Source organism: Legionella birminghamensis (assembly GCF_900452515.1).
Taxonomy (GTDB): Bacteria; Pseudomonadota; Gammaproteobacteria; order Legionellales; family Legionellaceae; genus Legionella_C; species Legionella_C birminghamensis.
The window spans coordinates 1,634,965-1,648,197 of the sequence record NZ_UGNW01000001.1 but is presented as its reverse complement, the minus strand read 5'-3'; the positions used below and the strand labels follow the sequence as shown (position 1 = coordinate 1,648,197).

Genomic DNA, 13,233 nt, shown 5'->3' with positions numbered 1-13,233 from the left:
GGGATTCGAAGAGATTGCGCGCCGGGATTCGAAGAGACTGCGCCGCGGGATTCGAAGAGGCTGCGCCGCGGGGATTCTAATAAGTCTTCACCGCGGGGCAGATTTGGCTAAGGTCCACCAACGGTAGGAGTTGATACATTCTCGAAGTCCATTTTAAATCGACCTTCGAAAAAGGCTTTCAATCCGCTTTCGTCGTCCTGGTTGATGTCGTTAAAGTCAGATTCAGTCATGGTTTTTCCAGTGCTGTTGTTGACGACTGTACCGTCTTGTTCCTTTCTATATCCTTTGGCATTCAACCAGAATATAAAACCCTCATCCATGATCTTTTTGAGATCCTTATCCGGATCGGCATTAGGATCGTTTGGATCATTTTTAGGAAGTTCATCTGAAGAATAACGATAATCAATATTTATTTTACCGTCTTTGTCAAAATTGACGGCATAATCGATGTTGGCTTTTGGCTTTGGTGTGTAGACGCCTAATTTCTCCGCGCCGATTTTAGCGAAATCAACAGCCTTGGATGCAAGCGTAATAATTAAATTTTCAACCGGGTGATTGTTTTCGAAAGTAACACGTAATGCGATATTGATTGCCATAAACTTATTAGCAATCTCTGAGGCTCCTGTTGTCCACTCTGTGTATCCGTCCATTCCTCGACTGGTTAATTCTTCCGCTTTTTTTCCAACATCATCCCAGTAAGGCTGGGCATTGCTCCAAGCCTCTTCGGAAGCGACAATTTGCTGTTTGGCTTTTCTCGTGGCTTCTATTGCTGCATCGCGCTCAGCAAGCCCCTTACGCACGCGCAGATCGGCTTCAATATCGGTTTTTTTAGTACCCATAACTAGTATCCCCTCACCCAAATGAACTGTATAAAATACACTCTATTCTTGTAATAATAACACATCTTCTAACATGATATGATAAATAATTTTTACTAGAATACATTATCATATGAGCCTTCCCTTTCAAATTTAGATTTTTTTGCTATTTCTTTACACTATCCTCGTATTGACTCGCAATGACGGTGAACTAGCCCTCAGCTACTCTTCAAATCCACGTACTCCAATCCTCTTTTTTCGTCAAAGCACAGGAATTTTGGCGTATTATCCCAGTCGCTTAATACATAACGCAACAGCACAGAACTTTCCGACACCCGATACTCGCTGGTTGCAGGCTTATGGGTGTGTCCATGAATGAGTACAGGGGCATGATATGCCTGCATCTCCTTTATACAGGTTTCGGCAACCACATCCATCACATCATAAGATAGCGAACGATTGGATTGGCTTTGCTGGCGCACGCTTTCAACCATACGATTTCGAAAACTCAGGGGCAGGCTTAAAAAAAGAATATTAAATAGCCTGTTTCTTGTCAGGCGCCGGAAGCGCTGGTGGGCTTTATCTAGCGTGCAGTACCGATCCCCATGGGATAACAGGATACGTTGACCGTCCAATTCGATAATTGCTGGGTCAGGAAGTAATTTTAATCCGGCTTTTTTAATAAATTTTGAGCCAATCAGGAAATCACGGTTTCCATGCATATAAAAGGTATCAATGCCTAAGGCAGTTAGTTTCGCAAGGGACTCGGCAATTCCTTCACTCCAGGAATCCAAACTGTCATCACCTGCCCAGGCATGAAAAAAATCACCGAGAATAAAGAGCTTCCGGCTGGGATTAGTACTTATCCATGCCAGAAACGCTTCAAAACGCCGGGTGATTCCTTTTTCATCGGGGTGCAAATGCAAATCTGAAATAAAAACAGCTTCTAACATAGGGGTTCAATATGGATATGCTCATCCTGAAGATAAATTTGGCAAGGTGTGGAAGAGGGTTCAATTGCATCGCTTAAGCGATAGAAGCCGGCAATAGAAACAAGGTCTGCATCCAGTGCCTGGCAAAAGATCCGGGCATTTTTATCACCGGAAATGCCAGCTAGTGCACGCCCTCTCAAGGTGCCATAGACATGAATATTGCCATCGGCCAATAACTCAGCACCATGGCTGACAGAAGCGGTAATGATCAAATCGCCGCCTTTACTGACAACTTGCTGGCCTGAACGCACGGGCGTAGTCAGTAACTTGGTTTTAAGACTTTCCTGGTGATGCGGTTCTTCAGGCTGGTCGTCATGAATCGGTTTATCATGATTGGTGGATGCATGCAAAACTGCTAATCCATTACATTGGGCAAGAGTTGACAACAAAGGATCAGCACCCTGAACCCCTACCGGAAAAAGGTTGTGTTCCCTAAGGGTCTTGCAGAATGCCTCAAGCTCAATCGATTCACTTTGTAACTGGCTAAAATCCAATACAACCGGCGTATTATCAAATAATCTGGGGGCTTTTTCTATCAGTTCTTTTAATTGATTAAGAAATAAAGTGTTGTCTGTAGATAATAACTGGATCACCGTAAAAGTGTATAATCTTCCTTTTAATTTAAAAGCATGAGATTTCAATAAATTATCTGTCATTGTTCTGATATCCACCGTCGCATTTTTTGTTTATACTAACATGAGAGGACAGATAACAGAAGGACACAATTGTGGAGAAAGTGTGGCTTAAAAATTATCAGAAAGGCGTGCCTGCTGAAATAGATGTGAATGAATATAGCTCCCTGGCCCAGTTATTTGAAGAAGCCTGCGAGAAACATGCTGATAAGGTTGCCTATGAAAACCTTGGTCATGAAATGACCTATGGCGAATTAAATAGAAAAAGCCGTCAATTTACGCTTTTTCTGCAGCAACTCGGCCTGAAAAAAGGTGCCCGGGTTGCCATCATGATGCCAAATCTGCTGCAATACCCGGTTGCCTTATTCGGTGCTTTACGTGGCGGGTATATGGTAGTAAACACGAATCCGCTTTATACCGCTGATGAACTGATTCACCAGATGAACGATTCGGGATCCGAAGTTATTGTTGTATTGGCCAATTTCGCAAAAACTGTTGAGAAGTCTCTGCCACATACAATGCTTAAGCATATTGTGGTCACACAGATCGGCGATATGTTCCCCTTTGTAAAGCGTGTAATTGTTAATGCGGTTGTCAAATACGTTAAAAAAATGGTACCAGCCTATAATCTGCCGCAGGCTATCAGCTTTAATGAGGCGCTTAATCAGGACAGCAATAAACCCTTGCAAGCTGTTTCGCTGAACCACGACGATATTGCTTTCCTTCAATATACAGGGGGAACCACAGGAGTTGCCAAGGGAGCAATGCTGACCCATGGAAACATGGTGGCCAATGTATTGCAGGCTTTTGCCTGGATTAAGCCAATGAATTTGGGTGAACAGGATATTATTGTAACGGCCCTGCCGCTATATCATATATTTTCGCTGACAGCGAATTGCCTGACATTTTTAAAAGCGGGTGCAAAAAATATACTGATAACTAATCCGCGCGATATCTCCCATTTTATTAAGGAAATTAAAAACAGCAAATTTACCGCCATTACCGGTGTTAATACCCTGTTTAATGCCATGATGCATAACCCCGCTTTCAGTGAAATTGATTTTAGCCATGCCAAATTGGCATTGTCCGGGGGAATGTCCTTACAAAAAGCCGTGGCTTTAAAGTGGAAGGAGATGACCAATAGCCGTATTCTTGAGGCCTATGGACTAACCGAAACTTGCCCTGCTGCAACCATTAACCCAATGTATTTGGATGAATATAATGGAAGCATTGGCCTGCCCATTTCTTCTACGGACGTTTCCGTTCGAAACGATGAGGGTGAGGAGCTAGGGTTTAATCAAACTGGAGAGCTCTGTATTAAAGGTCCCCAGGTTATGGCGGGCTATTGGCAGCGTCCGGATGAAACTGCCCTGGTAATGACGGATGATGGATTTTTGCGTACTGGGGATATAGCGAAAATCGATGAAAACGGTTTCGTCTATCTAATCGATCGCAAGAAAGACATGATTGTTGTTTCTGGTTTTAACGTCTACCCCAATGAAGTAGAGCATGTGATTAGTATGATGCCGGAGGTGCTTGAGGTCGGAGTGGTTGGTGTAACCTGTGAAGAAAGCGGAGAACGCGTTAAAGCAATTATTGTTAAACGCGATCCCTCATTGACTGAAGAGCAGATTATTGCCCACTGCAAGGAACATTTGACAGGGTATAAAATTCCAAAGGTAATTCAATTCGTTAATGAGCTGCCTAAAACAAATGTTGGTAAGATCCTGAGAAGGGCATTGAAAGACCCCGCTTAATCAACCATCCCCTCCCACCGCTAGCGAATGAGAGGGGAAATCCAAGTTTACAATTGATTTGCATGCCCTTTCAAAGGGGAAAACACTTCTCTTGCATACTCTTGAAATGTTTTTTTCTTGGCTTCGTCAACCGGGCAGCCCATTAATTCGTAGAGCCAAATCATATAATGCGTTGCTTTTTCTATATCAGTTTTACAAGCATTACTGTATTTGTTTTTAATGGCTAAATACAAACAATTCTGCTGATAGGATTCAGACATAATTTCAATATTAAGCAATTGTTTCATAAATTGCCCAACCCATTCTTGATTTTCCTTTCCTGCATCATTGATAGCGCGGCGTGCCAGACGTAAATTTGAAGTCACGTTTTTTTGCCATTCAGAAATCGTTTTACAGGCTTTAGTGAATTCATCTTGGGACAAGTTTTCGACGGCATAAGCCAACCAGCAGCAATATAATAGTAGATTGACATTCGCGCCGTCACCGTCCTGTAAAGAAAGGCTAATTTCATGTATACGCGGATTATTATAAACCGAAATCGAAAACTCCCAAAAAGGGTTACTTAGAAAACCTGGTGAGTCTGTTTTATTTTCGCTCATATAAATCTCCTTTAATATCCTTATAATGAAGCAGAATTTTTCCGCTGAGTCCTCAGCTCATCCAGTAATAGCTGGGCATCACTTAAATTAACCCGCTTATTGGCGGCCAGATAAGTTTGCAGACGCTCTTTCAAAGCCTCTAACTCATCGCTGCTTGCTCCAGCGGCCATCAGCAAATTATTAATATGCAGGCGCATATGTCCTTTGACAATCCCGTCTGTGCATAAAGCTGTAAGGGCACCCAGGTTTTGCACCAGGCCGACAGCAGCAATGACTCGCGAGAGCTCATTGGCCGATTGTATTTTCATCATACTCAAACAAAGTCGGGCAGTTGGATGCAAGGTGGTCACCCCGCCTACAATACCGACTATAATAGGGGCGGTTAATTCACCTGTGAGTATTCCATCTTTATATCGCCAAACTGTAATTGCCTGATAACGCCCGTTTCGACATGCATAAGCGTGCATAGCTGATTCAACGGCACGCCAGTCATTTCCGGTAGCAATCAATACGGGATCGATACCATTCATAACCCCCTTGTTATGAGTGGCTGCACGATATTGGTCAAGCTCAGCAAAAAGGGATGCCTCTTGTAAACGATGACCAAGCTGTGGATCTACGTCGTTGATAATCACTTTCGCAGTAGTAAGTTTCTGATCATTTAAATTAGACAGAATACACATTGTTACTTTTTCATTAGTCAGACTTTCTATCGGTTCTTTTAAATATTCCAAAACCTGGTTAATCAGATTAGCTCCCATCGCATCACAGCTGTTAAGCGTTAAATGAATAATGGCCATATCCCGCTCATCATCTTTTTGTACGCGCCTCAGCGTTAAATCAGTAACTCCCCCTCCACGCTTAACCATATTTGCCGCGGCTTCTTTATTGGCCAGCTCAATCAGCCGCTGACGGTTCTCTGTAAATATATGCGTAAAAAGCTCAAAATCCCTGATATTCGCCAGCTGGATCTGACCAATAATACCCTCGCCAGTTATTCTGGTTTCAATGCTACCCTGCCGTCTAATCCAACGCGCTGTCTTCGATAAAGCCGCAATAATGGAGGTTTCTTCCACCGCCAGAGGAATCGTATAATCCTTCTGATCAATCCGAAAATTAGTCGCCACACCCAGAGGCAGCTGAAAATAACCAATGGAATTTTCAATCAGCTTCTCGGACAAATCGATATGCCGCACACCGCCGCTAGATAAATAGCTAATGTCATCCCCAGTAAGAATGCCCAGAGCGACCAGACGTTCGAAGCGCTCTTGCGTATTTAATTTGGAGAACCCGTGAAACAATTCTGATAAATCATCGTCTACGCACATAATTTCCCCTTTAAGTCACTTAATACGCGACTTCCAGTACAAAACATGGCTACCTTTAACTCATACTCAATAGTTGACATGCGCAAGTTGACTTGCTCGACAGATTGCAAGGCGACCTCCAGCATTGGTTTGGCATAACCAACAGTACTTGCGCCCAGTGCAATCAGCTTGGCAGCGTTTAAGCCGTTTAAAACGCCTCCTGAGCCCCAAATTTCAAAAGCGGGGTTCAATCCAGCTGCATTTTTCACCGCATCAACAGTATCCACGCCCCAGTCGCGAAACGTTATGCCAGCCTGATATCGGACAGGATCATTCACAGCGCGATGCCCTTCAATACGCCCCCAATGCGTGCCGCCCAGCCCACTGACATCCAAAGCGGAAATTCCAATATCTTTTAGTCTTTCTATGGTGGATGGTGAAAATCCACAACCTGTTTCCTTAACGATAATGGGTAATCCAAGATTTTTGACAGTATTTTCCAATGCAGTCCAACAGCCTTTATAAGTAGTATCCCCTTCCGGTTGAATACATTCCTGCAGAGGATTGCAGTGCACTATCAATGCTTCGGCTTGAAGCGATTCCGTAATTCGCTGGATGTCGGTGACTGGTGAAATAATTAATTGGGCAATGCCGATGTTGCTGTACAGGCTGACTTTTGGAAAATCCTGTCGTAATGAACGCCATTCAAAAGCCGCTTCTGGATCAGTCAACTCACGTCGCTGTGATCCAACGCCCATGGCCCAACCTTTTTCTGCACAGGCTTCGATTAAGTTTCTATTGATGGAAGCAGCATTTAAGTGGCCGGCGGTCATTGAACTGACTAAAAAGGGTTTTTTTACAGGTCGGCCAAAACGAGTGCTTTCAATTGAGATTTCATCAAAATCAAGATCAGGCAGGGCTTCATGTATAAAATGCAGCCTATCAAAGCTGCTTAAATCATTGGTTTGATTCTCGGGCATTAATGCTAACTTGATATGATCCTGCTTTCTTTTTTCAAACTGTTCGAACTCATTAGCCATAGAAGGTACTCACTACTAGTTGCCGCTATTGAATGATAGTTAATAAGTGGGGCCTAGGGACAAGCCAAACCCCACATCAACAGTCTCAACTCTTTATCAATATCTGAGAATTAACCCAGAGTGACTAAGAGTTCATGCATAGCCACTGCACAGTCAGCAACTTCCCTACCTTTATGGCCAAATTTGCCGCCGAGCCGATCCCAGGCTTGCTCGTGATTTTCAGTGGTTAAAACACCGAAAAGAACGGGTATACTGTGGTCGAGCGATACTCTCATACATCCGTCGCTGACTACATCACAGACGAGGTCATAGTGGCTGGTATCGCCTCTGATGACTGATCCTAAAGTAATGATAGCTTTCGCCATTTTTTTACTGGCAATGCGTTGCGCCACAAGGGGTATTTCAATTGCCCCAGGCACATCAAATAAAAGAATGTCCTTCTCTTCTATACCGCGTTTGCGCAGCTGATCAATTGCCCCTTCTTTCAGTGCTTGCGTAACATCTTCATTGAATTGACTTGTAATTATTGCGACAGGAAAAGACTTCACTGGCTTAAGATCTTCAGCCGGCTTTGAATATTGCATTATTTTCTCCCAACTTATTCAAATATACTTTATTGACTTGAAGCGAGCTGACGTCGAACATTGGTTATGGCAACAGCATAATCAACACAGTTCACCCCTTTATGTCCATAGCGCCCGCCTAATGCCTCCATCGCCTGCGATGCATGCTCAGTGGTTAATACGCCGAAAATTACAGGAATATCAAAATCTCTGGATATATCCTGGCAATCTTTACATACTTGTGGACCTACCCAGGTGTAGTGATAGGTTTCGCCATGAATGATGGATCCAAGTGCAATGATGGCTTCATACTTGTTTTCAGCCGCTAACATTCGCGCAAAAATTGGGATATCAAGAGCCCCGGGCGTCTCAACTACAGTGATATGCTCCTCTTTGAATCCTCTTTTCCGCAAGTGCTCTATAGCCCCATCAAGAAGGGGCATCGCAACTGAGGGATTAAAGAGACTAATTACTATTGCAACCGGGAATGACTCGACAATTCCCTTTTCTTCAGTGTTTTTATACTGTCTCATAACACATCCTCACCCAGGTTAAGAAAATGTCCTAATCTATCTTTTTTTGTTTTCAGATAGAAATGATTTTCCGTTGTGGAAGGCATTTGCGCGGAGATACGCTCAACGACTTTAATGCCATATTTTTCAAGGTCTTCGATTTTTGAAGGATTATTCGTTAAAAGTCTGATTGAGTCTACTTTTAAATGGCGCAGAATCTGATATGCCATTGCATAATCCCGCTTATCAACTGGCAGCCCAAGTTTGAGATTTGCATCTACTGTGTCCAAACCCTTCTCTTGCAATTCATAGGCTTTCAGCTTGTTTGCAAGACCAATTCCCCGACCTTCCTGGCGCAGATAGATTAAGACACCCCCATCCTGAGCAATTCGATCAATTGAATTCTGTAATTGCATACCGCAGTCGCAGCGGAAGGAGCCGAAAACGTCGCCAGTAATACATTCAGAGTGGATACGAACCAAGGGAGGTATATCTTTGTTAACTGATTCCTTAATGAGAACGAAGTGTTCGGAATTATCCAGTTGATTAGAGAATACAGTCATACGAAAATCTTTATAATTTTTCATTGGCAAATTAACAGTTGCCTGGGGCTGTATCAGTGTCTCATTACGGATACGATATTCCAAAAGGGCTTTAATCGTAATCATGAGCAAACCATGTTTTTTCGCAAAAAACTTCAGGGTATCCCGGCGGCTCATCGTTCCATCTGTATTCATAATTTCACAAATGACAGAAGCTGGAGTCAGGCCTGATATTCTTGCCAAATCAACACTTCCCTCTGTTTGACCGCCCCGCTCCAATACCCCGCGGTCCCGGGCGCGTAATGGGAAGATGTGTCCTGGGGAGATAAGATCCCCGCATTTACTGTTAGGATCGGCCGCCACCTGAATGGTTCTTGCACGATCATAGGCTGAAATTCCAGTTGTTACTCCTGTCGAAGCTTCAATGGAAACTGTAAAAGCTGTTCCAAAAGGCGAACCATTTTTTGCAACCATCATCGGCAAGTTAAACTTGTCGATTATTGCACCTTCCATAGCCAGGCAAATTAATCCGCGGCCATGTGTAGCCATAAAGTTTATTGCATCAGGCGTTGCGAATTGCGCAGCGATACATAAATCCCCTTCATTTTCCCGGTCCTCATCATCCATTAAAATGATCATTTGACCCGCTTTATAGGCTGAAACAGCTTCTTCTATTGATGCAAAGGCACTATTCATATTTTTTACCCCTAAAATATCTGTAAAAATTAACCTACTAGAGACAAATTGTATGCAACAATTTGTGCTATATAATCAAACTCCACATTGATTTTTTTTCCTTCTCCAATAAACTTCAGCGTGGTATTTTCGAGTGTATACGGCACAATCATTAATGAGATTTCTCGTCCTCTAACATCATTAATAGTCAAACTCACTCCGTCTAAGGTAATCGATCCTTTTGGTACGAGATATTTCCTTTGAGCTTCAGAAAAACCACTTACTACAAGTTCGGTAAAACCACTGACTTTCCTCCTTTCTTTCAAAAATGCAGTTGTATTGACATGGCCACAAACATAATGGCCCCCTAAGCGTGTTGACGCCATCATGGCTCGTTCGAGATTGACAGGCTCTCCCTCCTGCAGACTTCCCAGTGTCGTTACATCGAGTGTCTCTGGTGATACATCGAACTGTAACTGTGCAGGCGATTCAGGCAACCAGGTCAAGCAAGTCCCATTGACGGCAATACTTTCTCCCTCCTGTAATTCCGGAATAAATGCATCTATAACAAGCCTTCTCCCGGAAGCTCCAGGGGTATTGGCCAAAACCCTTCCCACCTTTTCGACTAAACCTGTGAACACTAGCATTTCCTCCAATCACAGCAAAGTATGGTTTCATCCCCCACATTTTGCCAGGTTATTAGCGCTTCTTTTTCCTGAGTTAAACTGCCTTTCATATATATATTGGCAAGATCTTCTCCTTTAAGCCCTTTTTGATTTGCGATTTTATAAATATAGGTTCTGTCGACGAGTTGTGCTTGATGAATAGCGGATAAAAGTTCAGTATCTCCCTCTACCCATATATCATGGTATCCAAGCTCACCCAAATGACTGATCATTTGGTTAAGACTTTCAAGGGTATTCACTTTTTTTATGCTGTAATAAGTAATTAAACTATTATGTAAGACGGGTTCATTTCCTTCATCGAAGTAAATCAAAACTTTTTTGGATGATTTCAGGATGTGGGCCTCAGGATTTAATTGCAAATTCTCATCAAGGATGGCAATATTTTTTGGGTAGTTAACTCCTTCTATACACGCATTAAGCGATGGATTGTAGTCGTTTACTGATTGAGCAGAGGTCAGGACGACATCCGTATTTTTTCGCTGCAAATTAAAAAAATGCAAAGCAGATAGTTTAGTATCCGCTTTGAAAGTTGTTTCGTTGATGTTCTGTTTTATTGCGGTACTGACGAATGGTTTCTTTGTGTGCCGCCAATGCCGGTAACTTTGATAAAACTCATCAATTTCTTTTAAGGGGAGATAACGGCTCTCAATCCCATGTTCAGCAAGAATAGAAGGCGTATTATTTGAAATAACAACTGGATTGGGGTCACGATAACCATACACCACTCTACTAACGCCCTGTGCAATAACGGCATTCACGCAGGGTGGCGTACGTCCCCAATGATTACAAGGCTCCAGGGTTACATAAAGGGTGACACCATCCAAATTCTTTGGATATTGCTCAAATACCAGTACTTCTGCATGAGGAGTACCTGCTCCTTTATGAAATGCCCGGGCTATAATTTCCCCATCTCGGACAGCAACTGCACCTACACTAGGATTTGGTGCACAGATTCCCCGTCCCATAGAGGCCTGTTCTAACGCGGCTAAAAGATATTTTTCGTCCATGGCTGGCAAACTTACTCTTTATTCTTTTAATTAACTATAGATTTATATTTTGATTTGTGTAGAAAAAAAGATGGTTTTTTTTATTTCAGGGATGCTGGTATAAATGCCTACCAGCTCCGAGCCCCGCGGCGATCATCCGAATCCCCGCAGCAACGATCATCCGAATCCCGTGGCAACGACCATCCGAATCCCCGCGGCAACGACCATCCGAATCCCCGCGGCAACGACCGCGGGGCCCATACGAAGCCTATTTATAATATCGGCTTTGCTAATTGAATGATGATGTTTGAAAGACTTATTCCTAATTCCTTTTAATTGCTATTTTCGGCAAAATTGGATTCATCTGAGAGCATTTTCGACTGTCAGACATGGGCCCCCGCGGACGCAGCCGCAGGGATTCGAGTGTGGAGATTCAGTTATTTTTTTAAATGTTACAGGAATCGCTGTATCAGCCTCTTAACACCACACTTTTTATCTGTGTATACATGTCAATTGACTCCTCTCCAAGCTCCCTTCCCAGTCCTGATTGCTTGTAACCGCCAAAGGGGGAGATGGCATCTGCTTCAAAATAGGTATTGACCCAAACATATCCGGCTTGCAGTTTTTTTACCATTCTGTTGACCCTGCCCATATCACGGGTCCATACAGATGCAGCCAATCCATATTCGCTCGCATTGCTTTGATGGATAGCATCTCTTTCATCCTTAAAAGGCATAATACAAAGTACCGGCCCAAAAATTTCTTCTTGAGCAATGCGCATATTCGGCAATACGTCAGTAAAAATAGCCGGTTTGAAGAAAAATCCTTTTCTTTTTTCCTGATAACCGCCAACTTTAAGAGTAGCGCCTTCAGCAACACCAATATCAACATAGCTGGACACTCGGTTTAGATGCTCATAGGAAATTAAAGGCCCCATTTGTGTTTGCTCGTCCAGAGGCGAGCCAAGCCTGATCTGACTGACGAGTGAACATATCTTATCCACCACCTTATCATAGATCTCTTCTTGTACAAATAACCGACTGCCTGCTATACAGACCTGACCCGAATTACAACAAAAGGCATTTACGGCTATCGGGATTGCTTTCTCCAAATCAGCATCGGCAAAAAGTATGTTGGGTGATTTTCCGCCTAACTCTAAAATAGTTTTTTTAAGATTATGTTTCGATTGGGCAAGTATTTCCTTACCGACTGCTGTAGAGCCAGTAAAGGAGAGCAGATCAATTTTAGGGTGTGAAGCGAGACCGGAACCGACTTCGCTCCCGGCATTGGATGTTAAAATATTAAAAACACCAGAAGGCAGACCGGCTTCTAGCATCAACTCACCCAGTTTTATGATGCTATAGGGCGTTAAAGGAGAGGGTTTGATGATTACGGTATTCCCACAGGCCAATGCTGGAGCTATTTTTTGCACGGCAACTCCAAATGGTGCATTCCAGGGAACAATGAGTGCACAAACACCTAAAGGTTCCCGCAAGGTAAAGCTCATAACGGAGGAAACCCCTGGATTTGTTTTGCCGTACATTTTTGTCGGCCATCCTGCATAATAGCGAAATAGCTCAATGGCAGAACTGGCCCACATGCGGCTTAACCCGATCGGCATACCGGTATTCAGCGTTTCAATTAAAGCCAATTCTTCAGCATCACGCTCAATTAAGCTGGCTATTTCCAGAAGGAAATTGCAGCGCTGCTGCGGAGATATATCAGCCCAGGATGCATGTTCAAAAGCAAAACGAGCTGCCTGAATCGATTTTTCCATGTCATCAAGGCCCGCATCTGAAATCTTGCCAATCACTTCCTCTGTGTATGGATTAATAACCTCATAATACTTTTCATTATGGGCTTTAACCCATTGTCCATCTATAAGCAATAAACCTGATGAGTGTTTATCCAGCCATTGTTCAGTGTGTAAATAGTGATTTCCTGCAGAAAAAGTCGAATTGTATTGCTTATCCATGCGAATCCTTTCAAGTAATAGTTCCTGACTTGAATAGTAGCATAAATTTACAGCCAAACTTTTTTATTGAACTTACAAACGGTTCTTGCACCTACAATGAAAAAAAACGCTGCTATACTTACAGTGACTTTTACTCAGTCAATATTATT

13 protein-coding genes are annotated in these 13,233 nt (G+C 43.0%); 1 reads left to right on the top strand and 12 read right to left on the bottom strand.

The annotated features are described in order from the left end of the window. Window positions 1-107: 107 nt before the first annotated feature. From DYH42_RS06985 to minC, 3 genes are all read right to left on the bottom strand, one after another. Window positions 108-839, bottom strand: a complete 732-nt coding sequence (locus tag DYH42_RS06985) for a hypothetical protein (protein ID WP_058524119.1) — start codon at window positions 837-839, stop codon at window positions 108-110. Window positions 840-1,036: 197 nt separating this feature from the next. Then, window positions 1,037-1,771, bottom strand: a complete 735-nt coding sequence (locus tag DYH42_RS06980; protein ID WP_058524118.1) for a UDP-2,3-diacylglucosamine diphosphatase — start codon at window positions 1,769-1,771, stop codon at window positions 1,037-1,039. Then, window positions 1,765-2,466 carry a septum site-determining protein MinC gene (gene minC / locus DYH42_RS06975; protein WP_058524117.1) on the bottom strand — a complete coding sequence of 234 codons (702 nt, stop codon included), beginning with the start codon at window positions 2,464-2,466 and terminating at the stop codon, window positions 1,765-1,767. Before minC ends, DYH42_RS06980 begins: the two co-directional genes overlap by 7 nt. A 71-nt stretch (window positions 2,467-2,537) precedes the next feature. Here minC and DYH42_RS06970 point away from each other — a divergent pair, with 71 nt between their 5' ends. Next, window positions 2,538-4,199 (top strand): AMP-binding protein, encoded by a 1,662-nt coding sequence (locus tag DYH42_RS06970; RefSeq protein WP_058524116.1) that lies wholly within the window; start codon window positions 2,538-2,540, stop codon window positions 4,197-4,199. 47 nt (window positions 4,200-4,246) lie between these two features. Here DYH42_RS06970 and DYH42_RS06965 read toward each other — a convergent pair whose 3' ends face one another. The 9 genes from DYH42_RS06965 to DYH42_RS06925 form a co-directional block, all read right to left on the bottom strand. After that, window positions 4,247-4,798, bottom strand: coding sequence for a TIGR02444 family protein (locus tag DYH42_RS06965; protein WP_058524115.1), 552 nt, complete (start codon window positions 4,796-4,798; stop codon window positions 4,247-4,249). Between the two features lie 20 nt (window positions 4,799-4,818). After that, window positions 4,819-6,126 (bottom strand): hydroxymethylglutaryl-CoA reductase, degradative, encoded by a 1,308-nt coding sequence (locus DYH42_RS06960; protein ID WP_058524114.1) that lies wholly within the window; start codon window positions 6,124-6,126, stop codon window positions 4,819-4,821. Then, complete coding sequence (gene fni, locus DYH42_RS06955) at window positions 6,117-7,145, bottom strand: type 2 isopentenyl-diphosphate Delta-isomerase (protein WP_058524113.1); 1,029 nt, start codon at window positions 7,143-7,145, stop codon at window positions 6,117-6,119. Before fni ends, DYH42_RS06960 begins: the two co-directional genes overlap by 10 nt. A 110-nt stretch (window positions 7,146-7,255) precedes the next feature. Next, window positions 7,256-7,729, bottom strand: a complete 474-nt coding sequence (ribH, locus tag DYH42_RS06950) for a 6,7-dimethyl-8-ribityllumazine synthase (RefSeq protein ID WP_058524112.1) — start codon at window positions 7,727-7,729, stop codon at window positions 7,256-7,258. Between the two features lie 29 nt (window positions 7,730-7,758). Then, complete coding sequence (gene ribH / locus DYH42_RS06945) at window positions 7,759-8,241, bottom strand: 6,7-dimethyl-8-ribityllumazine synthase (protein WP_058524111.1); 483 nt, start codon at window positions 8,239-8,241, stop codon at window positions 7,759-7,761. Then, the gene (locus tag DYH42_RS06940) at window positions 8,238-9,458 is read right to left on the bottom strand and encodes a bifunctional 3,4-dihydroxy-2-butanone-4-phosphate synthase/GTP cyclohydrolase II (protein WP_058524110.1); all 1,221 of its coding nucleotides are present in this window, start codon (window positions 9,456-9,458) and stop codon (window positions 8,238-8,240) included. The genes ribH (DYH42_RS06945) and DYH42_RS06940 overlap by 4 nt, the downstream gene beginning before the upstream one ends. Before the next feature lie 29 nt (window positions 9,459-9,487). Continuing rightward, complete coding sequence (locus tag DYH42_RS06935; RefSeq protein WP_058524193.1) at window positions 9,488-10,078, bottom strand: riboflavin synthase; 591 nt, start codon at window positions 10,076-10,078, stop codon at window positions 9,488-9,490. Continuing rightward, on the bottom strand, window positions 10,078-11,130 hold the full coding sequence (gene ribD, locus DYH42_RS06930) for a bifunctional diaminohydroxyphosphoribosylaminopyrimidine deaminase/5-amino-6-(5-phosphoribosylamino)uracil reductase RibD (protein WP_058524109.1): 1,053 nt from the start codon (window positions 11,128-11,130) through the stop codon (window positions 10,078-10,080). Before ribD ends, DYH42_RS06935 begins: the two co-directional genes overlap by 1 nt. Window positions 11,131-11,578: 448 nt before the next feature. Next, window positions 11,579-13,084 carry an aldehyde dehydrogenase family protein gene (locus tag DYH42_RS06925; protein WP_058524108.1) on the bottom strand — a complete coding sequence of 502 codons (1,506 nt, stop codon included), beginning with the start codon at window positions 13,082-13,084 and terminating at the stop codon, window positions 11,579-11,581. Between the last annotated feature and the right edge of the window lie 149 nt (window positions 13,085-13,233).